Annotated in this window: 21 protein-coding genes and 1 pseudogene; 7 read left to right on the top strand and 15 right to left on the bottom strand. The window is 69.0% G+C overall.

Annotated features, from left to right (window positions below; genetic code table 11):
- Positions 1-748: 748 nt before the first annotated feature.
- On the bottom strand, positions 749-1,333 hold the full coding sequence (locus BLR99_RS10925) for an acyloxyacyl hydrolase (RefSeq protein ID WP_011793218.1): 585 nt from the start codon (positions 1,331-1,333) through the stop codon (positions 749-751).
- A 116-nt stretch (positions 1,334-1,449) separates the two neighbouring features.
- Positions 1,450-1,998 (bottom strand): Spy/CpxP family protein refolding chaperone, encoded by a 549-nt coding sequence (locus BLR99_RS10930; protein ID WP_017438251.1) that lies wholly within the window; start codon positions 1,996-1,998, stop codon positions 1,450-1,452.
- A 242-nt stretch (positions 1,999-2,240) separates the two neighbouring features.
- Here BLR99_RS10930 and BLR99_RS10935 point away from each other — a divergent pair, with 242 nt between their 5' ends.
- Together BLR99_RS10935 and BLR99_RS10940 are read left to right on the top strand one after the other, a co-directional pair.
- Positions 2,241-3,236, top strand: a complete 996-nt coding sequence (locus tag BLR99_RS10935; protein WP_011793220.1) for a recombination-associated protein RdgC — start codon at positions 2,241-2,243, stop codon at positions 3,234-3,236.
- A gap of 54 nt (positions 3,237-3,290) precedes the next feature.
- The gene (locus BLR99_RS10940) at positions 3,291-4,544 is read left to right on the top strand and encodes a nucleoside recognition domain-containing protein (protein ID WP_011793221.1); all 1,254 of its coding nucleotides are present in this window, start codon (positions 3,291-3,293) and stop codon (positions 4,542-4,544) included.
- A 6-nt stretch (positions 4,545-4,550) separates the two neighbouring features.
- Here the strand turns inward: BLR99_RS10940 and BLR99_RS10945 are convergent, their stop codons facing one another.
- Complete coding sequence (locus tag BLR99_RS10945; protein ID WP_011793222.1) at positions 4,551-5,018, bottom strand: hypothetical protein; 468 nt, start codon at positions 5,016-5,018, stop codon at positions 4,551-4,553.
- A gap of 132 nt (positions 5,019-5,150) precedes the next feature.
- Between BLR99_RS10945 and BLR99_RS10950 the strand changes: the two genes are divergently transcribed.
- On the top strand, positions 5,151-5,399 hold the full coding sequence (locus BLR99_RS10950) for a DUF3297 family protein (protein WP_013592554.1): 249 nt from the start codon (positions 5,151-5,153) through the stop codon (positions 5,397-5,399).
- A 3-nt stretch (positions 5,400-5,402) separates the two neighbouring features.
- Here the strand turns inward: BLR99_RS10950 and BLR99_RS10955 are convergent, their stop codons facing one another.
- From BLR99_RS10955 to BLR99_RS10975, 5 genes are all read right to left on the bottom strand, one after another.
- Positions 5,403-5,927 carry an STY0301 family protein gene (locus tag BLR99_RS10955; RefSeq protein ID WP_011793224.1) on the bottom strand — a complete coding sequence of 175 codons (525 nt, stop codon included), beginning with the start codon at positions 5,925-5,927 and terminating at the stop codon, positions 5,403-5,405.
- Positions 5,928-5,962: 35 nt separating this feature from the next.
- Positions 5,963-6,355, bottom strand: a complete 393-nt coding sequence (locus BLR99_RS10960; protein ID WP_011793225.1) for a BPSL0067 family protein — start codon at positions 6,353-6,355, stop codon at positions 5,963-5,965.
- A gap of 76 nt (positions 6,356-6,431) precedes the next feature.
- On the bottom strand, positions 6,432-7,628 hold the full coding sequence (locus BLR99_RS10965) for an acetyl-CoA C-acyltransferase family protein (RefSeq protein ID WP_011793226.1): 1,197 nt from the start codon (positions 7,626-7,628) through the stop codon (positions 6,432-6,434).
- A 114-nt stretch (positions 7,629-7,742) separates the two neighbouring features.
- Entirely contained in the window at positions 7,743-8,174 is a 432-nt protein-coding gene (gene cueR / locus BLR99_RS10970; RefSeq protein ID WP_138919926.1) for a Cu(I)-responsive transcriptional regulator, read from the bottom strand.
- Positions 8,175-8,224: 50 nt separating this feature from the next.
- Complete coding sequence (locus BLR99_RS10975) at positions 8,225-8,422, bottom strand: heavy-metal-associated domain-containing protein (protein WP_011793228.1); 198 nt, start codon at positions 8,420-8,422, stop codon at positions 8,225-8,227.
- Between the two features lie 123 nt (positions 8,423-8,545).
- Here BLR99_RS10975 and BLR99_RS10980 point away from each other — a divergent pair, with 123 nt between their 5' ends.
- The gene (locus BLR99_RS10980; protein ID WP_011793229.1) at positions 8,546-10,849 is read left to right on the top strand and encodes a heavy metal translocating P-type ATPase; all 2,304 of its coding nucleotides are present in this window, start codon (positions 8,546-8,548) and stop codon (positions 10,847-10,849) included.
- 103 nt (positions 10,850-10,952) lie between these two features.
- Complete coding sequence (locus BLR99_RS10985; protein ID WP_011793230.1) at positions 10,953-12,629, top strand: methyl-accepting chemotaxis protein; 1,677 nt, start codon at positions 10,953-10,955, stop codon at positions 12,627-12,629.
- Positions 12,630-12,732: 103 nt separating this feature from the next.
- Here BLR99_RS10985 and BLR99_RS10990 read toward each other — a convergent pair whose 3' ends face one another.
- The 5 genes from BLR99_RS10990 to BLR99_RS11010 form a co-directional block, all read right to left on the bottom strand.
- Positions 12,733-13,176, bottom strand: coding sequence for a lysozyme inhibitor LprI family protein (locus BLR99_RS10990; RefSeq protein WP_011793231.1), 444 nt, complete (start codon positions 13,174-13,176; stop codon positions 12,733-12,735).
- Complete coding sequence (locus tag BLR99_RS10995; RefSeq protein WP_074687161.1) at positions 13,164-13,904, bottom strand: LysM peptidoglycan-binding domain-containing protein; 741 nt, start codon at positions 13,902-13,904, stop codon at positions 13,164-13,166. The genes BLR99_RS10990 and BLR99_RS10995 overlap by 13 nt, the downstream gene beginning before the upstream one ends.
- Positions 13,905-14,179: 275 nt before the next feature.
- The gene (locus tag BLR99_RS11000) at positions 14,180-17,266 is read right to left on the bottom strand and encodes an efflux RND transporter permease subunit (RefSeq protein ID WP_011793233.1); all 3,087 of its coding nucleotides are present in this window, start codon (positions 17,264-17,266) and stop codon (positions 14,180-14,182) included.
- Complete coding sequence (locus BLR99_RS11005; RefSeq protein ID WP_011793234.1) at positions 17,263-18,474, bottom strand: efflux RND transporter periplasmic adaptor subunit; 1,212 nt, start codon at positions 18,472-18,474, stop codon at positions 17,263-17,265. Before BLR99_RS11005 ends, BLR99_RS11000 begins: the two co-directional genes overlap by 4 nt.
- Before the next feature lie 72 nt (positions 18,475-18,546).
- Positions 18,547-19,956, bottom strand: a complete 1,410-nt coding sequence (locus tag BLR99_RS11010; RefSeq protein ID WP_074687163.1) for a TolC family protein — start codon at positions 19,954-19,956, stop codon at positions 18,547-18,549.
- A gap of 170 nt (positions 19,957-20,126) precedes the next feature.
- Between BLR99_RS11010 and BLR99_RS11015 the strand changes: the two genes are divergently transcribed.
- Both BLR99_RS11015 and BLR99_RS11020 read left to right on the top strand, forming a co-directional pair.
- Complete coding sequence (locus BLR99_RS11015; RefSeq protein ID WP_074687165.1) at positions 20,127-20,840, top strand: response regulator transcription factor; 714 nt, start codon at positions 20,127-20,129, stop codon at positions 20,838-20,840.
- A complete protein-coding gene (locus tag BLR99_RS11020; RefSeq protein ID WP_011793237.1) occupies positions 20,837-22,285 on the top strand; it encodes a sensor histidine kinase in 1,449 nt (482 codons plus the stop codon). Before BLR99_RS11015 ends, BLR99_RS11020 begins: the two co-directional genes overlap by 4 nt.
- Here BLR99_RS11020 and BLR99_RS11025 read toward each other — a convergent pair.
- On the bottom strand, positions 22,282-22,599 hold the full coding sequence (locus tag BLR99_RS11025; protein WP_011793238.1) for an NIPSNAP family protein: 318 nt from the start codon (positions 22,597-22,599) through the stop codon (positions 22,282-22,284). The genes BLR99_RS11020 and BLR99_RS11025 overlap by 4 nt on opposite strands.
- Positions 22,600-22,768: 169 nt before the next feature.
- Positions 22,769-23,820 (bottom strand): annotated as a pseudogene (locus BLR99_RS11030) (alkene reductase).
- Positions 23,821-23,960: the final 140 nt, after the last annotated feature.

Here is a 23,960-nt window from a genome sequence, read left to right on the forward strand (position 1 = left end):
CGACGTAAGGATGGCACCTGCGCATCGGCAGCACATGGACAGGTCCTCGAATCGCCTTGCGCGCTTCCCGGGTAGTCCGGTTCGGCTCCGGCCCCCGGTTGTTCCTTGTTCTTCCTTGTATGTCTTTATAAAACCATAGTCGTAGTAGTAAGGCCGGGCTGCGGCTGTGGACAACCGGAATTTTCCGTTGCGGGACAAGGCACTTGCCTCGCCGGCAACCATGTGGGTGGAACAGGGCTGCCGCTGTCGTCCCGCCGGGGACAAATGCAGCGGGACGGCCTTCGCTGTGGACAAGGCGGCACTTGTGCGAAAGATGTCCCCAGGTTTGTCCCGGAATCCGGGCGCGGCGGCCTTGCCGAGGCCCGGACCTGGCGCGATGCCGACGCTGACGGGGCGGCCTCGGCCTTTGCCACGGCCCCGGAGGATGTTCCTTGTTATTCCTTGAAAGCTTTTATAAAACCATAGGAATAGTAGTAAGGGGGCGCCCTCGGTGTGGACAAGCCCTTTTTCCCCAATGTTGGCAAGCACTTGGGATCTCTACAAGCCTGTGGCCTGCGGACGGGTGAACGCGGGCGCAGCCAGACAACAACTTCGCCCGCCGGCCGGTGGCGGTGGATAACCCGGAGATGTGCCTGAAATTCTCCCCAGCTTTATGCACAGCCCGTGGCCGGCAGGCCGCTTCAGCCGGGCTGCGCCAAAGAAAAAGCCCCGCAGGGCGGGGCTTTGAAAAGGAGGGGAGAGGGCGCCGTCAGAAGTGGTACGCATACCGCAGCTGGACGAAGTTCTCTCCCGGATTGGGGCGCTTGATGCCGGCGTTGGAGAGATGCTGCACGCGGATCGCGATCTCGTGCTGGCGCTGGGCTCCCAGGCTGTAGCCCAGGCCCAGATGGGACGCGAAGTTGTACCGGGTGCTGAATTCCTTGTGGGACGTGTGATAGCGCTTGTCCATGTACGTGATGCCGATCCCGCCTTCCAGGAACCACGGGGAGCGGCCGCTGTCGGGACGCAGCCGGAAAGTGGGCGTGACGCCGGCCAGGGTGGCGTGGCCGGAGCCGCCGGACTCACCGTCGTAGGACCACCGGCTCGCATAGATGTCCCAGTAGCCGCGCACTTCGCTGCCCCAGAGCTCGCTGCGCCAGGATGTCCATGGCAGGGTGACGCCGAGCGTGGCGGAGTCGGTCTGGCGCTCCGCCCAGCCTCCCTGCACGTACACGGAAGGGCGCTCCGGGGCAGCCTGGGCCTGGGCACCGGCTGCGGAGACGACCGCCAGAATGAAAAAAGCGCCCCGGGCCGCCAGAGGGGCCACGAGGCGCTTCGTGAATGAATGGTGCATTTTGCGAATTCCCGGTTATGTCGCAACCGTAAGGTTACACAATCGACGTAACCCACTGTAGGACAGGGGCTGGGAGGCCCGCTGTAGGTGGCCGCCGCATGCGCGGCGGACCCGCATTACTGTGGTGCCGGAGCCGCAGGGGCCGGTGCCGTGCCGCCGTGCCGGCGGGCAGGCCCGTTGTCGCCGTGCATCCCCTTGTGGCGGGGGCCGTGCATGCCGACGTGTTCGGCGTCGAACACCTTTTGCTGTGCCGGGGTGAGCGCGGCATAGAAGGTTTTCGTGGCGTCGTCCCGGCGGTCCGCTTCGGCGTTGTGCTGGGCGCGCAGTGCCCGCATGCGGTCGATGCGTTCCGGCGTGGTCAGCTGTGCCATTCCGGCCATGTCCGGGCGCGGGCCCTGCGGGCGCATGGCCGCGGTGAAGGCGTCCCATGCCGGTTGCTGGGCCGGCGTGAGCTGCAGCTTCTGCCGGAGGGCCTCTGCACGCTGGGCCATGCGGGCTTCGCGTTCCCCGGGGGCGGGCATGCGGTGCGGGCGTTCGGCGCCGGCCGTGGGGGACGCGGCCGGCGTGGCGGGCTGCTGCGCGAAGGACGGAGCCGCCAGCAGGGCCGTCAGTGCGGCGGCCGTGGCTGCGGTGGCGAAGCGTCGTTGCAGGAAAAGTGCGGTCATGGCGATGTCCTTTCATGTCCCCTTCGGGGGGGCGTTGCCGCCGCGACCGGTGCGGTGCGGCGGTTGGAAGCCAGTGTCGGCCGCCCGTGTATCCCCGCCATGAGGGGGGCGTGTGGCTGTGTAAAGTTGTGCCAAGGTTCTGTGACCCCGCCGGGGCGCGCAGCAACGACAATGGCGCCCTTTTTCGCCGGCACCGCGGCCGGCGTGCCCGCCGCAGGGCGATATCGCACACAAGGAATTCCGTGTTCAAGAACATGATCATCTACCGCATCGCCGAGTGGCATGCGGAACTGCCCCAGCTCGAGGAAGCCCTGGCCCGCACCCCGTTCGTGGAATGCGGCGCCACCCAGGAAAAATCCGTGGGCTGGGTACCGCCCCGGGGCGAGGCCCACGGCGCGCTCGCCGAATCCGTGGGCGGCCAGTGGATCCTGCGTTTCATGACCGAGTCCAAGATGCTCCCGGGATCGGTCCTGGCGCGCAAGGTCAAGGACAAGGCCGCTCGCATCGAGAAGGAAACCGGCCGCAAGCCGGGCAAGAAGGAAACCCGCGAACTCAAGGAAGAGGCCAAGCTCGACCTGCTGCCGATGGCGTTCACCAAGCAGGGATCGATGTGGGTCTGGATCGACACCGAGGCGCGCCTGCTGGTGCTCGACACCGGCAGCCAGGGCCGGGCCGACGAGGTCGTCTCGCTGCTGGTGGAAGCGCTGCCGGGCCTGTCGGTCTCCCTGCTCGATACGCAGACTGCGCCGCAGGCGGCCATGGCCCACTGGCTCAAGGAGCAGGAACCTCCGGTGGGCTTCAGCGTGGACCGCGAGTGCGAACTCAAAAGCGCCGATGAATCCAAGGCCGTGGTCCGCTATGCGCGCCATCCGCTGGACATCGACGAGATCCGTGAGCACATCGCCGCCGGCAAGCTGCCCACCAAGCTCGCGATGAGCTGGGACGACCGCGTCGCCTTCGTGCTGACCGAGGGCTTGCAGATCAAGAAGGTGTCGTTCCTCGACACGGTGTTCGAGGGCCGGGGACAGGACGATTCGGGCTTCGACACCGACGTGGCGATCGCCACGGGCGAACTCTCCAAGCTGATCCCTGACCTGATCGAGGCGCTGGGCGGCGAGGGCCGCACGGGCCTGGACGGCCCGGCGCCGGCACCCGGCGAGCGCCAGGCCGAGGCGGGTGGTGCCGCCACCGCACAGGCCGCTGCCACGGCGGACGCGGACGACGACGCACCGTTCTGACCGGGCGGCACGGTCCGGCCCTGACGCGGACCGGTGCGGCTACCATCGCCCCCCATGGCGCTCAACTGGGTCTGGATCGGCTTTTTCACCATCGCGTTCGTGACCGCCGCCACGCGCTGGGCCCTGGGCGACGCGGATGTCTTCCAGGCGCTGCTGGCCGCGATGTTCACGGCCGCGCGCTCGGGTTTCGAGATTTCCATTGGCCTGGCCGGCGTGATGGCGCTCTGGCTGGGCCTGATGCGCGTGGGCGAGCGCGCCGGCATGGTGGAACTGCTCGCGCGCGCGGCCGGTCCGCTGCTGCGGCGCCTCTTTCCCGGGGTGCCGCAGGGCCATCCGGCGCAGGGCGCGATGACCATGAATTTCTCGGCCAACCTGCTGGGCCTGGACAACGCGGCCACGCCGCTCGGGCTCACCGCCATGCGCGAGCTGCAGTCGCTGCACACCGGCCCGCGCGATACGGCCAGCGATGCGCAGATCATGTTCGTGGTCATGAACACGGCCGGGCTCACGCTGATCCCCACCTCGGTGATCGCGATCCGCCAGAGCGTCGCGGTGCAGCAGGGGCTGGGCGCGGGCTTCAACGCGGCGGATATCTTCCTGCCCACGCTGCTGGTCACCTTCATCGCGCTGATCGCGGGCGTGCTGGCCGTGGGCCTGTGCCAGCGGCTGCCGCTCTGGCGCCCCCGGCTGCTGCTGCCGCTCGCAGCCGTGTCCGGGCTGCTGGGCGCGGCCGTGTGGGCGCTGGGCCGGCTGCCCGCCGAGCAGGCGTCCCGCATCGCGGGCACCCTCGGCGCGGCGGTGATCCTCGGCATCGTGATGCTCTTCATCCTGGCCGGGGCGGTGCGCCGCATCAATGTGTACGACGCCTTCATCGATGGCGCCAGGGAAGGCTTCGGCGTGGCGGTGCAGATCGTGCCCTACCTGGTGGCGATCCTGGTGGCCATCGGCGTCTTTCGCGCGGCCGGCTGCATGGACGCGCTGCTGGCGGCCGTCGGCGCGGGCGTGGCAGCGCTGGGCTGGAACACGGATTTCCTGCCGGCCCTGCCGGTGGGCCTGATGCGGGTGCTGTCCGGCGCGGGCGCGCGCGGGCTCATGATCGACGTGATGCAGGCGCACGGCGTGGACTCGTTCGCCGGGCGGCTCGCCGCGGTCATGCAGGGCTCCGCCGAGACCACCTTCTACGTGCTGGCGGTGTACTTCGGCAGCGTGGGCGTGAAGCACACACGCCATGCCCTGGCCTGCGCGCTGTTCGCCGATGCCGTGGGGCTGGCCGCGGCGATCGCGGTGGGGTATGCGATGCTGCGGTGAACCGTTCTACGGTGCCTTAGCCACTGCCGGAATCGTGCCAGCGACGGGCGCGCCTTCCTTCTCGGTCGAGCGATCGAACACCAGCGTCTGGCCGAACACCAGCTGTACCCAGGTGGGGTAGGTATAGGCCGTGCCCTTGTTGTGGTCGATGATGGCGCCGATACCGCCACCGAAAATGATGTTGCCTGCCAGGCCTGCGTTGGCCCGCGAGATGCCTCGGCCGACGGCGTCCGGGTGCCGCGGGTCCTTGCAGACGATGTCCAGATCCTTGCCGGAGCGGCGGACCTGCGACGTGACGCCGGACTTGACCGCCGTCGTGCCGTAGTCATTCGTGACACTGCATTCAGCCCCCGAGACAAGCTCGCCCTTGTCGTTCTTGGTGTCGATCTTCATCGGCTGGGTCGTGTCGTTGACCACCGAAGCGCAGCCCGTGAGTGCCAGGGCCGTGGCGATCCCCAAAATCATGCGTTGCATGCATCCCTCCATTTCCTTGCTGTTGAGCAAGGGGATTGTAACTATATGAAACCACAAAAGCGTTCGATAGTTGCAACCGTTGCCGGACAATCCGACGTTCCTTCCTTCTTTGAACCGATCCAGGACACCCCCGTGACCGACGCAGTGCAACGCCCCGAACTCCCCGACCACCTCTCCATCGACCCGCGCAGCAAGTTCCACGTGCCCGCCGTCTTCGAGCACGACATCGGCATCCGCTTCAACGGCAAGGAGCGTTTCGACGTGGAAGAGTATTGCGTGAGCGAAGGCTGGATCAAGGTGCCGGCCGGCAAGACGGTGGACCGCAAGGGCCGGCCGCTGCTCCTCACGCTCAAGGGGACGGTGGAAGCGTTCTACAAATAAAAATCACTCGCACCGGAACTGCACCTGCAGCGCCGGTGGATCTCCGGCGGTGCGCGACGTGGCCGTGCACCGCTTCGCCCCATCGTCCATGCGCCGCACCAGTCGCACCGTGCCGCCCGCGTAGTCGCACGAGGCGAACTTGCCTTGCGGGTAGTCGCCCTCGAACACCCACGTGGCGGTGGATTCGCTTTTCGCCCCCTTCGCCCCCTTCGTGCCCTTGCCGGGCTTGTCCGACGTGGGCACCAGTGCGGCACCCTGGGCGGGCGGGCCGTCGAAAAAGTTGTATCCGGTCAGGCGCAGCGGGCGCGCATCCAGCACGATCTCCGTGCCTGCGGGCAGGCCGGATGCCGTGGCCCGGGGGGCTTCGAGCTGGACCGTGGCCGGGCATTCCAGCGCGGCGGACGCAGCCGTACCGTTGGGCGTGGCCGCCGCAGCCGCGCCGGGCAGGCCGGTGGCCGCGACGAGGAGGCAGGCCAGGGTCGCGGACCGGCTGGCCGTGAAGGGGAGGGCAGAAGCTGGAGGCATCATGGAGATCCCGGTGTCGTTCTTCGTGTGCACTTTCATCATTCGATGACGGAATACGCTGCGGCGTTGTTGCTCGGGTCGGCGAAGTCGCCGTTCTTGCGCTGGGGCTTGGGGCGCACGTAGCGCATGGACACCTTGGGCTTTTGCGTATCGCTCAGCCACTGGTCCATGATCCAGATGCCGCCGGGATCCTGCGAGATGAAGAACGCCGCATGGTTGCCCGTGGGCAGGCTGCCGTACTTGCCGGCGCTGTTGAACGTGGCGATGGCCGTGCCCTTCTTGATGTTGGCATTGCCGAACACGGTTTCGCCCGGCTTCCAGTTGCTGGTGTGCGGCAGGTGGGCATAGTGCTGGAGGAGCGCCACGCAGTGCTTGCTGCCGACCTTGTCGGTTCCCTCGAGCGCTGCGGCATTCTGGTAGAGGTATGGCATCGGTTGTGTGGTGGTCGCGCAAAGGAGGCGATCCTAGTTGGCCTCGCCCGGTTTGCCGTGGATGTTTCCAATCGTTTCAAACGCGCTCGAAAATGGCTGCGATGCCCTGGCCGCCACCGATGCACATGGTGACCAGCGCATAGCGGCCGCCCGTGCGGTGCAGCTCGGCGATGGCCTTGGTGGTGATGATGGCGCCCGTGGCGCCGACGGGGTGGCCGAGCGAGATGCCCGAGCCGTTCGGGTTCACCTTGGCCGGGTCCAGCCCCAGTTCCTGGATCACGGCGCACGCCTGGGCCGCGAAGGCTTCGTTGGCTTCGATCACATCCATGTCCTGCACCGACAGGCCCGTGCGCTGCAGCACCGCGCGCGTGGCGGGCACCGGGCCGATGCCCATGTAGGCCGGTTCCACCCCGGCATGCGCGTAGCCGACCAGGCGCGCCAGCGGCCTGGCGCCCAGCGCGGCAGCGCGGTCGCCCGCCACCAGCACCACGGCGGCCGCGCCGTCGTTGATGCCCGAGGCGTTGCCCGCGGTGACCGTGCCGCCGTCCTTCCTGAACGCGGGCTTCATGCCGGCCAGCACCTCCACCGTGGTGCCGCCGCGCACGTGCTCGTCGGTGTCGAACAGCGTGGCCGTGCCCTTGCGGCCGGGGATTTCCACCGGGACGATCTGCTCCTTGAAATAGCCCGCCGCGATGGCGGCGGCGGCGCGGCGCTGGCTCTCCGCGGCCAGCTGGTCCTGGGCTTCGCGGCCGATGCGGTAGCGCTCGGCCACGTTCTCGGCGGTGATGCCCATGTGCATCTTCTGCCACGGATCGTGCAGGATGCCCAGCATGTAGTCGATGCTCTTCGCATCGCCCATGCGCGCGCCCCAGCGCGAAGCGGTGTCGAAGTAGGGGCCGCGGCTCATCGATTCGCTGCCGCCGCCGATGGCCACGTCGCAGTCGCCCAGCGCGATCGCCTGCGCCGCCGACACGATGGCCTGCAGGCCCGAGCCGCACAGGCGGTTGACGTTGAAGGCCGGCGTCTCCACGGGGCAGCCCGCGTCGATGGCGGCCACGCGCGAGAGGTACGCGTCCTTCGTGTCGGTGGGGATCACGTTGCCCATCACCACGTGGCCGACCGCGTCGGCCGCGATGCCGCTGCGCTCGATGGCCGCGCGCACGGCGGTGGTGGCGAGCTGGGTGTTGGGAATGTCCTTGAGCGAGCCGCCGAAGGTGCCGATGGCGGTGCGGGCGATGGAGGCGATGAGGATGTCGCGGTGCGCAGAAGTCATGGAGGTCTCCGGTGGAACAAGGGGCCGTGATGCACGTCCGGGCCCCTGCGGGTGATGGCGTCAGGTATATCGCATTGCACGGCCCGGTCCTGCCGCGAGGGTGACGCACGGCGTTCAGTTCACGCCCGCCAGATCATCCAGGATCGGACAGTCCGGCCGCCCGTCCCCCTGGCAGCAGCCCACCAGCTGCTGCAGCGAGCGCTGCATGGCCTGCATGGCGGCGATGCGGCGGCCCAGGTCGTCGATGTGGGCCTGGGCGATGCGCTTGACCTCGCGGCTGGCGCGGCGCTGGTCCTGCCAGAGCCCGAGCAGGGTGGCGATCTCTTCCATGGAGAAGCCCAGGTCGCGCGCGCGGCGGATGAAGCGCAGGGTGTGGACATCCCTCTCGGTGTACTGGCGGTAGCCGCTGTCCGTGCGCGCCACGTCCCGCAGCAGGCCGAGGGCCTCGTAGTGGCGGACCATGCGCTGCGAGACGCCCGCCCGCGCGGCGGCCGTGCCGATGGGCACGGGATCGACCACCGTCGTGGCTGGGGGGGCCTGTGCCATGCCGGACGGCGGGCCTGCGGGCCGGGCGCGGCGTCGTTTCGGTACCGCGCTCATGCAGCGACGGTGTAGCCCTCTTCGGTGATCGCGGCGGCCAGCGCCTCGCGAGGGCTGTCGCTTTCCACCACGACGCGGCCGGTGGGCAGGTCCACCTGCACGCTGGCGTCGGTATCGACGCTGCGCACGGCGTGGACGACGGCGCGTTCGCAATGGCCGCAGGTCATGCCCTGGACCTGGAAACTGTGTTGCATGGCAGGCTCCTTTTCAAATGCCGGTGGCGGGATGCAGGGATGATGAACCCTGACATGGTGGCAGAGTCAAGCGCCGTCCGTGGCCCTTGACCTTGCCATGATGTCAGGGGTTAACGTGCCGGCATGGCCGATTCACCTTCTCCTCTTCTTTCCTTTCCCGATGCTTCCACCGCCACGCTGCCTGAGCAGTCCCTGGACCTGGGCATCGGCGGCATGACCTGCGCGAGCTGTTCGGGCCGCGTGGAGCGCGCGCTGCGCAAGGTGCCGGGCGTGCGCAGCGCCGAGGTCAACCTCGCCACCGAGCGTGCCCATGTGGTCTATGCCGCCGCGCCGGATGGAGCGGTGGCCTCGATGGAGGGCCTGCTGCGCCGCGCTGTGCGCAATGCGGGTTACGAGCCGCGCGCGGCGGATGCGCCGGAGCCGCCGGACGCGGCCTCGCCCTGGGCCGGCTTCGGACCGGTGGCGGCGGGCATCGCGCTGTCGCTTCCGCTGGTGCTGCCCATGCTCGGCGGCCTGGCGGGGCGGGACTGGATGCCGCCGGCCTGGCTGCAGTGGCTGCTCGCCACGCCCGTGCAGTTCGTGCTGGGCGCACGCTTTTATCGCGCGGGCTGGCATGCGCTGCGCGCCCGCGCCGGCAACATGGACCTGCTCGTGGCCATCGGCACCAGCGCGGCCTACGGGCTGTCGCTGTGGCTGTGGTTCACGGCCGCGCACGGCAGCGAAGGCCATGCGCCGCACCTGTATTTCGAGGCCTCGGCCGTGGTGATCACCCTGGTGCTGCTGGGCAAGTGGCTGGAAGCGCGCGCCAAGCGGCAGACCACGGAAGCGATCCGTGCGCTGCATGCGCTGCGGCCCGAGGCCGCGCACTGGATCGGTCCGGACGGCGAGGTGGACGTGCCCGTGGCCGAGCTGATGGCGGGCGACCGTATCGCCGTGCGCCCCGGAGAGCGCCTGCCGGTGGACGGCACGGTGCTCGAAGGGCATACGCAGGTGGACGAATCCATGCTGACCGGCGAACCGCTGCCGGTGGCACGGGGCCCAAGCGACGCGGTGACGGGCGGATCGATCAACGGCGATGGCCGCGTGGTGGTGCGGGTGACGGCCGTGGGCGCCGAGACGGTGCTCGCGCGCATCATCCGGCTGGTGGAGGACGCCCAGGCCGCCAAGGCGCCGATCCAGCGGCTAGTGGACAGGGTTTCGGCCGTGTTCGTGCCGGCGGTGCTGGTGCTGGCGCTGTGCACGCTGCTGGGCTGGCTCGCGGCGGGTGCGGGCCTGGAGGCTGCGCTCATCCATGCCGTGGCGGTGCTGGTGATCGCCTGTCCCTGCGCGCTGGGCCTGGCCACGCCGGCCGCGATCATGGCAGGCACGGGCGTGGCCGCGCGGCACGGCATCCTCATCAAGGACGCGGAGGCGCTGGAGACGGCCCATCGCGTGGACACCGTGGTGTTCGACAAGACGGGCACGCTCACGCTCGGCCAGCCACGCCTGCAGGCGTTCGAGGCGGCGCCCGGATGCGACGCGGGGGCGCTGCTGGCTACAGCGGCCGCGTTGCAGGCGGGCAGCGCGCATCCGCTCGCGCATGCCACGCTGCAGGCCGTGCGCGAGCGGGGACTGTCCCTGCCGGCGGCCGCGGATGCAGTGCAGGCGGTGCCGGGCCGTGGCACGGAAGGGCAGGTGCAGGGCACGTCCTGGCGCATGGGCAGCCTGCGCTGGATGGACGCGCTCGGCGCCGACGTGCCGCCCGCATTGGCTGCACGCGCACGGGCCTTGCAGGACGGTGGCGCGACGGTATCGGCCCTGGCGGAACGGCTGCCCGGCGGCGGCGATGCCGTGCGCGCGCTGCTGGCCTTCGGCGACGAGCCCAAGCCCGGCGCGGCCGCGGCGGTCCAGGCGCTGCGGGCGCGCGGGCTCCGGGTGGTGATGCTGTCGGGCGACAACCGCGGCGCGGCCGAGGCGATGGCGCGCCGGCTGGGACTGCGGCCCGGGGCGGGCGAGGTGATCGCCGAGGTGCTGCCGGCCGACAAGGCGGCGCAAGTGGTGCGGCTCCAACGCGACGGTAGGCAGGGCCCGGGGTCGCCCGGAGCGCGCACGGTCGCCATGGTGGGGGACGGTGTGAACGATGCGCCCGCCCTGGCAGCGGCCGACGTGGGTATCGCCATGGGCAACGGCACCGATGTGGCCATGCATGCCGCGGGTATCACGCTCATGCGTGGCGATACCGCGCTGGTGGCGGCGGCGCTGGACGTATCGCGCCGCACCGTCGCCAAGATCCGGCAGAACCTGTTCTGGGCTTTCGCGTACAACGTGGCAGGCATCCCGCTCGCCGCGCTGGGCTACCTGAGCCCCGTGGTGGCCGGCGCCGCGATGGCGCTCAGTTCCGTGAGCGTGATGGCCAATGCCTTGCTGCTCAAGCGATGGCGTCTTTGAGAATTACTCTCTGTTCGGTTACGCTTGCCCCATCAGTCTGCTACGTTTTGTTTCATTCATAGCCGGCCCGCATCAGCGGTCTGGGGGATTAAGGAAGGCAATCATGAAATTCGATTCGCTCATGCGCGGGTTCACCATCCGCGTCCGCATGCTGGGGGCCATCGCGGTCGTACTGTCGCTGCTCGGGCTGCTGGGTGGGGCCGGCATGCTGGGCATGTTCCGCATCCACGCGATGAGCGAGGAGTTCATCGGCCATTCCTTCTCGGAGGTCAGCGCCATGGCCGAGCTGCGCGGCGAGATGGGCAACATCCGCCAGTACGAAAAGGACATGATCATCCAGTACGAAAAGCCCGAGGGCGTGCAGAAGGCGCACGCGGCCTGGCTGGAAAGCCTGGACCATGCCAGGAAGGTGGCGGCGCGATTCCAGGACGGCGGGCAGGACAGGGACAACCAGCTCGCCACCGACATCGTGAAGCGGCTCGAAGCCTACCGGGGCCAGTTCGCGAGCGTCGCGCGCCAGCTCGAGGCCGGCGGCTACGACAGCGCCACCATCGCCAACCGCATGAGCACCAAGGCCGTGGCGGAATTCGCCGAGGCCGACAAGCTGCTCGCCCAATTGGACAGCGAGCTGCGCAAGGAGGTGGCAGAGGTGACCGCGCGCCAGCAGACCGTGTCCGAGCAGACCAAGTGGCTGTTCGTGCTGGCGGTGCTGATCACCGTCGCGGTGGTGGTGCCGCTCACGCTGCTGAACATGAATTCCATCTGCCGCCCGCTGGTGGAGGCGCGCCGCATGGCCCAGGCCATCGCTGGCGGCGACCTGTCGCAGCGCATGCACGTGGAAGGCCGTGACGAGGTGGCCGACCTGCAGCGCGCGCTGCTGGGCATGCAACAGGGCCTGAGCGCGCTCGTGTCGCAGGTGCGCGATGCGAGCGGCAGCATCGCCACCGCGAGCCAGGAAATCGCCTCGGGCAACCAGGACCTGTCGTCCCGCACCGAGCAGACGGCCAGCAACGCGCAGGAGGCCGTGGCCTCGCTGTCGCAACTCACGGCCACGGTGCAGCAGACGGCCTCGTCCTCGCAGGTGGCCAACCAGCTCGTCGCCTCCGCATCGGGCATCGCCACGCGCGGCGGCAGCGTGGTGGAGCAGGCCGTGGCCAGCATGCACGAGATCTCGGCCTCCAGCCGCAAGATCGGCGACATCATCGGCCTGATCGATTCCATCGCCTTCCAAACCAATATCCTGGCGCTGAATGCAGCCGTGGAAGCAGCGCGTGCCGGCGAACAGGGCCGCGGCTTCGCCGTGGTGGCCGGCGAAGTGCGCAGCCTCGCGCAGCGCAGCGCCCAGGCGGCCAGCGAGATCAAGGGCCTCATCAGCTCCAGCGTGACGGCCGTGAACGGCGGCGTGCGCCACGTGGAGGACGCCGGCACCGCCATGAAGGAGATCGTGGAGAGCGTGCAGCGCGTGACCGACATCATCGGCGAGATCAATTCCGCGTCCGCTGAGCAGTCCGCGGGCATCGGCCAGGTCAACGGCTCCGTGGGCGAGATCGACCGCATGACCCAGCAGAACGCCGCGCTGGTGGAGCAGTCCGCCGCGGCCGCCCAGTCCCTGCGCGAGCAGGCCGCGCGGCTGTCGCAGGTGGTGCAGCAGTTCCATCTGGACGATGCGGCGACGGCAGGGGGCTATGGCATGGGAGCGTCCGGCTCCGCGTCTGCTTCTGGCTACGGTGAATCGGCGGCGCTGCCAGCCGGAGGGCGGACGGCGTTGCTGTCGGCTTGAGGGCAAGGAGAGGCGGGGGGGCTCTGCCCCCTGCCTCAGTTGCCGGGCGGTACGACTTCTTCTCGCTACCCTGTGTTGTTCAGAGATGGCTCTGAACTCTCGACTACTTCAGGGGCAGGCCGGCGATGGCATCGCGCAACTGGCGAGCCCGGATGCCGTTGAGCTCTGCAATGCACGCTGAACGCAAGATTTCACGAGAATTGCCGGCTCCTCCTCCGCTCAAGGATGCCCGGAATTTGCAGTGTGCATCGCGGTACTTTTCGAAGACCTTGTCGGATGCAGTCAGTTCGGCCTTGGCTCGGCCGGTATATTGTGCGTCCTCATCCCACTTCGACAGAGCGCTGGTTGCATCATTCCTTGCCTGTCGTAAATCATCCTGACTATCTGCGGCCTTTTTCGAAAGGCAATCACGCATTCCAGCTTGGGAGAATGCACTGCACGCCTCTCGCAGAGCACGTTCTTCGGTGGCATGAGCGGATGCAGTTGCAATAAATGATGCGAAAAGCAAGCTCACTGGAAATAATGTCCCGAAAACTATTTTTCGCATACTGCTACCTTTCCTTTACGCAGCAAGGGTAATACATAGTCAAGTTTCCTTGCATAATTAGGATCACCGCCGCCATTGTATCTCTGTGCTGCCATTTGGGTTGACAGAATCCGCCAGTTTCTGATAATTCGCTGGACTGATGATTTCTGGTATTTCAGCATCTGTCCAGGTCTCAAGAGCAAAATGTGTGGATTCAACTTTCGTATCGTCTCCACCGTACTGCCATTTTTTCTTGCGATCTTGTCAAAACTGTCGCCCGGGCTGACCACGACCTCATAGAGTTTTCCGTCTGCACTCGGCAGGCTACGATATTCGTAGTTGCCCATCCTCATCAGCAAATAACCTATACCTGCGCGAAGGTTATGCTGGGGTATGGTTCTGATCGAATTCGGCGTTAATTTGGACTTCCAGTGGGGTGGTAATATTAAATCACCGCCTTCGTTGCCACTGAGAAGCGATGCCATTCCAGGGTCTCCGGGAACGCCGATTTGCATCGGTTTGATTTTCCATTCGGAACTGTTCGCACCGGTCTCCACCCAAACCATCGATTTGATGAAATACCAATCCAGGGGTATATAGCCTGCTATACCGGCAAGGTGTTGGTTGTATTCATTGACGGCCGCCTGGATCTCGCAATCCCAGTAATTCCAACGCTCATCCTGCGCTGCTTTGTCTATGCCCTCCTGCCACCTCTCAAATCCTGTCTTCATAGAGTCTTGCGTTATCATCAAAACCTCTCTTTGCCTTATGCCGTGAGCTATTGCCGTTTGCTTTTATTCATGGCACACGGTATGAGCAATCGAAGATAACGTGGAGTAGCTTGAAATCACGTAACTTCCATTCATGCTTTGCATAAGCCGAGAGTTGGATGAGTTCGAACCCTCGCGGCAAGCGCGTGAACCGCTCTTTCCCTATCCGCCGCCCTCCAGCGACAAGAAAAAAGGCCTGTCCCGCGGAGCCGCCTCCGCGCGAACAGGCCTTGCCTACCGACCACTGACCGGTATCACGCGAGCACGCCAGGCTCCTCCTGCCCCTTCTTCGGCCCGAACCACGCCACGTACAGCGCCGGCAGCACCACCAGCGTGAGCATCGTGGCCGTCACCAGGCCGCCGATCACCACGATGGCGAGAGGCCGCTGCGTCTCGGAGCCGATCTCGTGCGAGAGGGCCATGGGCAAGAGGCCCAGCATGGCGAGCATCGCCGTCATCAGCACGGTGCGCAGGCGCTGCATGGAGCCCTGGCGCACGGCCTCGACCACGCTGGCGCCGCCGGCCTGCAGTTGCTGGAACACCGAGAGCATGACCACGCCGTTGAGCACGGCCTGCCCCGAGAGCGCGATGAAGCCGATGGCGGCGGACACCGACAGCGGGATGCCGAAGGCCCAGAGCGCCACGAAGCCGCCGATGAGCGCCAGGGGCACGTTCAGCAGGATGAGCGAGGCCATCTTGACCGACTTGAAGGCATCGAACAGCAGCACGAAGATCAGCAGCAGCGAGATGGGCACGACCACCGAGAGGCGCTTCATGGCGCGTTCCTGGTTCTCGAACTCGCCCGACCAGTTGACCTGGTAGTTGTCCGGGATCTTCACGTTCTTCTCGACGCGGGCCTTCATGTCGGCCACGACGGAGCCCATGTCGCGCCCGGCGATGAAGATGCCGATGGCCGTGGTGCGGCGGCCGGCCTCGCGGGCGATGTTCATGGCGCCCGCGCTTTCGCGGATCTTCGCGACGTCGCCCAGCTGCACATAGCCGCCGTCCGGCGTGGCGATAGGCGTGCGCGGCAGGTTGGCGATGGTGCGCTCGTCGGACGGCAGGCGCACGGCGACGGCGAACTTGCGCTCGCCTTCCCACAGGTTGGTGGCGGCCTTGCCGGCCAGCGCCGCCTCGATCACGTCCTGGATGTCGCTCACGTTCAGGCCGTAGCGCGCGGCGCGGTCGCGGTCGATGTCGATCAGCAGCTGCGGCACCTGGCCTTCGCGGTCGATCTCGGCGCGGGCCACGCCGCGCACCTGCTTGACCTCGCGGGCGATCTCTTCCGTGATGCGCTTCATCTCGGCCAGGTCGTCGCCGGCCAGCTTGATCACGATCTGGCCCTTGATCTGCGAGATCGATTCGAGCACGTTGTCGCGGATGGGCTGCGAGAACGCCGGGTCGATGCCAGGGATGGCCGAGAGGGCCCGGTTCATTTCCTCGGTGATCTTCGCGCGCGTCATGCCGGCGCGCCACTGGTCCTCGGGTTTGAGGTCCACGAAGATCTCGGCCATGGAGATGGTCTTGGGGTCGGTGCCGTCCTCGGGCTGGCCGGCCTTGGAGACGGTGGTGCGCACCTCGGGTACCGACAGCAATGCCTTGCGCGCCATGCGCAGGATGCGCGAGGCCTCGGCGGTGGAGACGTTGGGCGAGAGGCTGAAGTTCACCCAGGTCGTGCCCTCATCCAGTTCCGGCAGGAATTCCGAGCCCAGGCGCGAGGCCGCCACCATGGCCACGCCGAACACGGCCAGCGCGATGATGACCACCGTGCGGCGGCGCTCCAGCGCCCAGTCCAGTACCGGCGCGTACAGGCTCTTGGCGCGCGTGACCACGCGGTTGTCGCCGTGCGGCAGCTTGCGGCGCAGCAGCCAGTAGGCCAGCAGCGGCACCAGCGTGAGCGAGAAGATCAGCGAGCCGATGAGGGCCGTGGTGACCGACAGCGCCATGGGCTGGAAGATGCGGCCCTCGTGGCGCTGCAGCGCGAAGATGGGGATGTGCGCCGCGATGATGATGAGCATCGAGAACAGCGTGGGCCGGCCGACCTCGCCCGCGGCCTCGATGATGGTGTCGCGCCGGTCGCGGTCATTCATGTCCTCGCCGCGCTCGGCCAGGCGGTGCATGATGTTCTCGATCACGATCACCGCGCCGTCCACGATGATGCCGAAGTCCATCGCGCCCAGGCTCAGCAGGTTGGCCGGCACGCCCATGACCTTCAGGCCCATGAAGGTGGAGAGCAGGGCGAGCGGGATGATGACCACCACGGCCAGGCTGGCGCGCAGGTTCGACAGGAAGATGTAGAGCACCAGCGAGACCAGCAGCGCACCTTCCACCAGGTTGTGGAAGACGGTGGTGAGGGTCTTGTCCATCAGCCAGGTGCGGTCGTAGAAGGGCACGATCTGCACGCCCGGCGGCAGGCCGCGCTCGTTCAGCTGCGCGATCTTGTCCTTCACGCCCTTGAGCACCACGCTCGGGTTCTCGCCTTTGCGCATCACCACGATGCCGGTGACGATGTCGTCGTCCTGGTCCTGGCCCACCACGCCGAGCTGCGGCACGGCGCCGATGCGCACCTGGGCGATGTCGCGGATCAGCACGGGCGTGCCGCCGCGCGAGGCCACGACGATGCGGCCGATGTCCTCGGCCGAGCGCAGCAGGCCCAGGCCGCGGATGGTGTACTGCTGCGCGCCCTGCGCCACGTAGCTGCCGCCCGCGTTGGCGTTGCCGCGGCCCAGCACGTCCAGCAGGTTCTGGAAGCTCACCTTGTACGCGCGCAGCTTGTCCATGTCGGGCTGCACTTCGTACTGCTTGATGGCGCCGCCCATGGCGACCACGTCGGCCACGCCGGGCACCTGGCGCAGCGCGCGCTCCACCGTCCAGTCCTCGATGGTGCGGATGTCGGTGGTGGTGAGGCCGTCGCCCTTTAGGCGGTAGCGCATGATCTCGCCCACCGGCGTGGCGTTGGGCGCGATCTCGGCCTGCACGCCCTGCGGCAGATCGACGGTCGAGAGCCGCTCGGCCACCTGCTGGCGCACGGTGTTCACATTGGCCGCGTCGTCGTACGTGACCACGGTGAACGACAGCCCGAACTGCGTGTGGGAGAACACGCGGATGGAGTTGGGCAGGCCGGCCAGGGCGGTCTCGATGGGCAGCGTGACCTGCTTTTCCACTTCTTCCGGCGCGCGGCCGGGAAAGAGCGCGATCACGGTGACCTGGGTGTCGGTGACGTCCGGGAAGGCCTCCACCGACAGGTTCTTGAAGGCGATCACGCCCGCGAGCGCGAACAGCAGCACGCCCAGGATGATGAACAGGGGCTGGTGCAGCGCGTAGTGGATGAGACGCTTCATGGGGCCTCTTTCTTCGCGGTGGCGGCGTCTTCGGCCATGGACTGGAACTGGCGCGCCAGCAGCAGCGCGTTCTGGTTCACCACGGCTTCGCCGGGCTGCAGGCCGGCGGAAACGAGCACTTCGGCGGGGCCTTCATGGGCCAGTTCGACCTTGCGCGGCTCGAACACGCCGGACTCGCGGCGCACGAAGACGAGGTGCTGCGTGCCGTCCAGCACGATGGCGCTGGCGGGCACCACCACGCCGCCGGCGCGGCTTTCCTGCACGCGGGCGCTGGCCAGCATCTCGGCCTTCAGGCGGCGGTCGGCGTTGGGCACCACGCCCCGCACCTTGATCGTGCGCGTGCCCGGATCGATGGCATCGGCCGTGGCCGTGACCTTGCCGGCGAAGGTGGCTCCGGGGTAGGCCGGCACCTGCAGCGTGATCGGGTCGCCCGGGCGCAGGGACGACAGGTCGGTTTCGCGCGCGTCGATCTGCACCCAGAGGGAGGTCGGGTCGGTCACCACGAAGAGCGCCGGGCCGGACTGGTCGGGCCGCACTTCCTGGCCGGGGTTGAGGTTGCGCTCGACCACCACGCCGCCGATGCCGGTGGAGAGGGCCAGTTGCTGGTTCACGCCGCTGGCGCTGCCGTAGAGGCGCGTGCGGGCCGCGGCGCGGGCCACTTCGGCCTGGGCTCCGGCGGCGTCGGCCTCGGCCTGCTCCAGGTCCTTGCGGGCGATGATGCCGGCCTCGAACAGCTCGCGCTGGCGCTTGAGCGATTGCTGCGCCAGCGATTGCCCGGCCTGGGCCTTGGCGGTGTCGGCCTGGGCCTGGCCGAAGTCGGGCGAGGCCAGCAGGGCGAGGGGCGCGCCGGCCTTGACCGATTGGCCCAGGTCGGCCTGGATGGCGGTCACGCGGCCGGCGAAGGCGGGGTAGATGCGCTGGGTGCGCTCTTCGTTCCACACCAGGCGGGCGGGCAGGTCCACCGCCACGTCCCTGGCGGCACGGGCTTCCACGGTGCCCAGCAGGGCGAGTTGCGGATGGCCGGACGGAAAGCGCAGCTGGCCGGCCTGCATCACGGGCGGGGCGGGTTCGGGCGGCGTGGCGGCGGCTTCCGCGCCGGACTTGCCGCAGCCGGGCAGCAGCGCGCAGGCGGCGCCGAGCGCGGCCAGGGCCAGCAGGCCGCGCGCGGAAGGACGCCGCGCGGGAAGGGAGAGAAGGGGAGCCATCATGGTCGGGAGGTCCGGAAAGGAATGCGGTGGAAGGCGGGAAGGCAGTGCTGTGGCGCGGCGTTCAGGCCGGGGTCAGGGCGTGCCGGTGAGCAACTGCGGGCGGGTGCGCAGCAGCCAGGCGCCGCGCGCCTTGGCGTAGTCGGCGCGGGCGGCCAGCGCGTCCAGCAGCGTGGCGCGCAGGGTGCGCTGGGCGTCCAGCAGGTCGGTGAGGGCGATGGCGCCCTTGCGGTAGGCCAGCTCGGCGCTGTCGGCCACCTGGCGTGCGCGGGGCAGCACGCCCTGGTCGTAGTCGGCCGCGCGGCGGGCGGCGCTCTCCTGTGCCTGGCGCAGGCGCTGCAGGTCCAGCAGGGCGAGCCGGCGCGTGTTGTCCAGCGCGTCCTGCGCCTTGGCGTAGTCGGCCTGGGCGCGGCCGATCTCGCCCTGGTACTGGTAGCCCCACTGCAGCGGGATCTGCACGCGCAGTTCGACCTGGCGGGTCGAAGTGCCGGGGAAATGGTCGATGGAGGCGCCCACCGTCCAGTCGGACTTGCGCAGCGCGTTGGCACCGTCCAGCGCGGCCTGGGCCGCCTGCGCGCGCGCCAGGGCGGCCCGCACGTCGGCGCGGGTTTCGGCCCAGGCGGCCAGGTCGGCGTCGGTGGCGGGCGGGTCGCCGGCCAGGGGGGGCCAGGGCGTGTCCACGGCCTGCAGGCGGCTGCCGGTGCTGCCCGTGACCTGGGCCAGTGCCAGGGCGGCGTCGTCGCGGGCCTGTTCGGCCGCGCGGGTGTCGGCCCGGGCGCGCTCGGCCTCGATGCGGGTGCGCGAGGCGTCCTGCACCGAGAGATCGCCCGCCTTCACGCGGCGGTCGGCCATGCCGGCCACGTCGGCCAGGCTGCGCTCGATGGCGGCGACCTCGGCGAGGCGGTCCTGCGCGGCCAGCAGGTCGTAGTAGGCCCCCAGGGCCGCCTGCAGCTGCTGGACCTGCGTGTCTTCCACGTCGGCTTCCGCGGCGTTGGCCATGCTCTCGGCCGCCTTCTTGCGCAGCGCGCGCTTGTCGCCGCGCTCCCAGGTCCAGTCGATGCCGACGGACTTGTCGATGCGCTTGCGCGTGAACACGTTGCCCGGTCCGGGGCCGTGCTGCAGGTCGATGGAGCCGGCCTTGGTGGTCAGGGAGGGCAGGGGCGCGTGGTCGGCGCTGAGCACGTCGGCGCGCGCGCCGGCCAGTTCCTGCCGGGCCTGGTGGACTTCGCTGTTGTCGCGGGCGGCGGCCAGGGCCTGGGACAGCGTCCAGCCGGTGCCGCGCGGGGCAACTGCCATGGCGGGCGCGGGGACGGGCCGGGAGGGGGCGGGCATGGCCGCCGTGGCCTGGGCCTGGGCCTGGGCCTGGGCCTGGGCCTGGGCGGGGTGCGGCCCGGCCAGCCAGGCGCCGCCGCAGGCCAGGAGTCCGGCCGCGATCCGCAGCGCGGTGCCGCTGCGCAGGGAAAGGGAAGGGGGATGGGAACGCATGCCGTGTTTATCGGCGTGCGAGCCTGACCACGGCCTGACCTGGCGTGCCGCCGGGCCCCGGGCACGACACAATGCGGCTTGTGGGCCACGGTGCGGCTGGCCGTATCCGGACGCGGCTTTTTTCTCTTTCTTTTTTCTTTTTCTTTCCTTCCCTTTCTGGTGCAGCACCCATGCGGATTCTCGTAGTCGAAGACGATGCCGTGTTGCGCGGCGTGATGCAGCGCAGCCTGGCCGATGCGGGCCACCGCGTGGACGTGGCCGCCACGCTGGCCGAGGTCGACCATTTCTGGAAGGTGCAGCCTTTCGATGCGGTGCTGCTGGACCTGAACCTGCCGCAGGATGCCGCCCATGCCAGCCCGGTGGGCAGCGGCCTGGCCGTGCTGCGCGCCGCCCGCGCGCGCGGTGACCGCACGCCGGTGCTGGTGCTCACCGCCCGCGACCGCACCGAGGAGCGCATCGCCGGCCTGGATGCGGGCGCCGACGACTACCTGGGCAAGCCCTTCGATCTGGCCGAGGTGGAAGCCCGGCTGCGCGCCCTGGTGCGCCGCACGCAGGGCACGGACGATCGCACCAGCGCCGGCACGCTGGTGCTGGACCGGCGGGCGCGCCGCTTCACCCTGCATGGCCAGCCCTTCGACCTGCCTGCGCGCGAGTTCGAGGTGCTGTGGGAGCTGATGACCCCGCCCGGGCGGGTGGTGAGCAAGCGCAGCCTGTCGGACAAGCTGTCGGACTTCGATGACATGCTGGGCGACAACGCGCTGGAAGCCTTCATCTCGCGCCTGCGCAAGAAGCTGCAGGGCAGCGGCGCCGGCATCCGCACGCTGCGCGGGCTGGGCTACATGCTGGAGGCGACCGACGCCTCCGCGACGCAAGGGGATGCATGAGCGGCGGTACGCCTGCCGCGGCCCTGCCGCAGAGGCCGGCCCCCTCGCCGCCCTCGCTGCGTGCACGCCTGTTGCGCCATGTGCTGGTACCACTGGCGCTCACCTGGTTCGCGGGCACGGCCATCTCGGTGCTGGTGGCCAACGGGTTCACGCAGCGCGCCTTCGACCGGGCGCTGCTGGACGACGCCTATGCCATCGCGGCCAATGTGCGGGTCAAGGGCGGGGCGCTGGACCTGGCGCTGAGTTCGCGCGAGCTCAAGTCGGTGCTGTTCGACCAGGCGGAGACGGTGTATTTCGCCGTGCTGCTGCCCGGCGGGTCGATGCTCTCGGGCAATGCCAGCCTGCCGGTGCCGCCGCCGCCGCGCGACGAGGCCTATCGCTTCTCCGACATCAGCTACCGCGGACGGGCACTGCGGGCCGTGCGGGTGCGGGTGAACGAGCCGCAGGCCTTCGAGGTCATCACCGCCCAGACGGTGCATGCGCGCAGCGCCATGCTGCGCGGCGTGCTGCTGTATTCGGTGGTGTCGCAGGTACTGCTGCTGGGCGCGCTGGCGTTCTGGCTGCGGCGGGCCATCCAGTCGGACCTGCAGCCCCTGGCGGCGTTCCAGTCGGAGCTGGCGGGCCGCGATGCGCGGGACCTGGAGCCGGTGGCGGTGCAGGCCTCCACGCGCGATCTGCAGCACCTGGGCGCTGCCGTGAACGGCCTGCTGGCGCGGGTGGCCGAGGGCGTGCGCGCGCAGCGGGAGTTCGCCGGCAACGTGGCGCACGAGCTGCGCACGCCGCTGGCGGGCATCCGGGCGCTCGCGGCCTATGGCCTGGCCCACAAGGACCCGGCCGTGTGGCACGAGCAGCTCGCCGGCGTGGCCGCCAGCGAGGCCCGCGCCAGCCACCTCGTGGACCAGTTGCTGGCCCTGGCGCTGGCCGACGAGGTGCGCGGTGCCGTGCCGCGCCAGCCCGTGGCGCTGGACGATCTGGCGCGGGATGCCGTGCTGCGCTTCCTGCCGCGTGCCGACGCGGCGGGCGTGGACCTGGGTGCCCGCGGGCTGGACCAGCCCGTGGTGGTGCAGGGGCAGACCGTGCTGATCGAAGGTGTGCTGGGCAACCTGATCGACAACGCGCTGCGCTACGGCCGCCCGGCGCAGGAAGGCGTGGGGCCGCGCATCACCGTGGAGATCGCTCATGAGCAGGCGGAAAACGGGACGGGCGAGGTCGTGCTGTCGGTGGTGGACAACGGCCCTGGCATCCCGCAGGGGCTGCGCACCGACCTGATGCAGCGCTGGGCCCAGGGCCGCGAGGGCGAGCGCCTGGGGCAGGGCGCGGGCCTGGGCCTGGCCATCGTGGCGCGCTATGCCGAGCTGCTGGGCGCGCGCCTGGTGCTGGGCACGGGCCCGGACGCGGAGGGGCTGCGGGTGGGGCTGGTGTTCGTTCCCGTGGAGCCAGCCTAAGCCGGCCCGGTGCCGAACACCGGCCGGAAGAAACTGCGCTCGTAGCTCACGATGCAGCGGGTCTCTTCCGCGTACCGGAAGGCCGCGAGGCATTCGGCGTCCTGCATCGATTGCTGGCGGTAGGTTTCGTAGGCGGCGAACGAGGGAAAGGTGAACATCGCCAGCGCGATGTTGTTGGCGCCTTCCGAGGGCAGGAAGTAGCCGTGGTGGCGGCCGCCGAACTTCTCCACCAGCGGAATCCAGAGCCGGCCGTAGTGCTCGAACTCGGCGAGCTTGTAGGGATCGATGACGTAACGCAGGGTGCAGGTGATCATGGGCCGATTTCACCGCATTTCCGGGGCGATGCGGTCTGGCCGATGGCTGACCCTCGGAAATGGCGTTCGGGCCTCCACAGGCCTTCCAGGGGCCTTGACGGGCCCCCGGCGCCCTGTCGGGCGGCAGGGGCGTCCGCGGCAATGGGGTGCTGCGGCGGCGCGGCGCCGGTCAGCCGAGCGTCGGGTAGTCGGTGTAGCCCTTCTCGCCGCCACCGTAGAAGGTCTTGGAATCCCACGGGTTGAGCGGTGCGTCCTTGCGCAGCCGTTCGACCAGGTCGGGGTTCGAGATGAAGGCCCTGCCGAAGGCGACGATGTCGGCGCGGCCGCTGGCTACCGCTTCCAGCGCCAGCGCGCGGTCGTAGGCGTTGTTGACCATCCAGGCACCCTGGCCCCCCGCCTCGCGGTAGGCCTTCTTCAGGGCTTCGTAGTCGAAGGGGCGGCCTTCCACCTCGCGCGGGCCACCGGTGGAGCCTTCGATGACGTGGACATAGGCCAGGCCCAGCGGGGCGAGCTGGCGGATCACGTAGTCGAACAGCGGTTGCGGATCGGCATCGACGATGTCGTTGGCCGGCGTGACGGGCGAGAGGCGGATGCCCACCTTGCCGCCGCCGATCGCGTCCACCACGGCACGGGTGGCCTCCAGCAGCAGGCGGGCGCGGTTCTCGATGCTGCCGCCGTAGTCGTCGGTGCGCTGGTTGGCGCCGGTCTTGAGGAATTGGTCCAGCAGGTAGCCGTTGGCGCCGTGGATCTCGACGCCGTCGAAACCAGCGGTCTCCACCGCATTGCGCGCGGCTGCGGCGTAGTCGTGCACGATGCCGGGCAGCTCTTCGGCATCCAGCGCACGGGGTTCGGACGTGGCCGCGAAATGGCCCTGGCCGGTGGCCTTGTCGATCAGGTAGGTCTTGGCCTTCGCGGCATGGCGGAGGGCGCCACGGGGGCGCCGCCGTCGGGCTGCAGGTCATTGTGGGAGATGCGGCCCACATGCCAGAGCTGGGTGACGATCCTGCCGCCGCGCTCGTGCACCGCCGCGGTCACCTTCTTCCAGCCGTCCAGCTGGTCGGTGCCGTAGAGGCCCGGCACGTCCGCGTAGCCCTGGCCCTGGTGGCTGATGGCCGTGGCCTCGGTGATGAGCAGGCCGGCGGTGGCGCGCTGGGCGTAATAGGTGGCGGTGATGTCCTTCGGGACCGCATTCGGCGAGCGGTTGCGCGTGAGCGGCGCCATGGCGATGCGGTTGGCGAGCTGCAGGTCGCCGGCCTGGACGGGATCGAAAAGCGTATGGGACAAGGAGATACCTCTTTCGAAAAAGTGGGGGTGGGGCAGGGGCCCGGGCCGGGCCCTCCACGGCAGAGAGCGACGTTACC

The sequence above is a fragment of the Paracidovorax citrulli genome (assembly GCF_900100305.1).
GTDB lineage: Bacteria > Pseudomonadota > Gammaproteobacteria > Burkholderiales > Burkholderiaceae_C > Paracidovorax > Paracidovorax citrulli.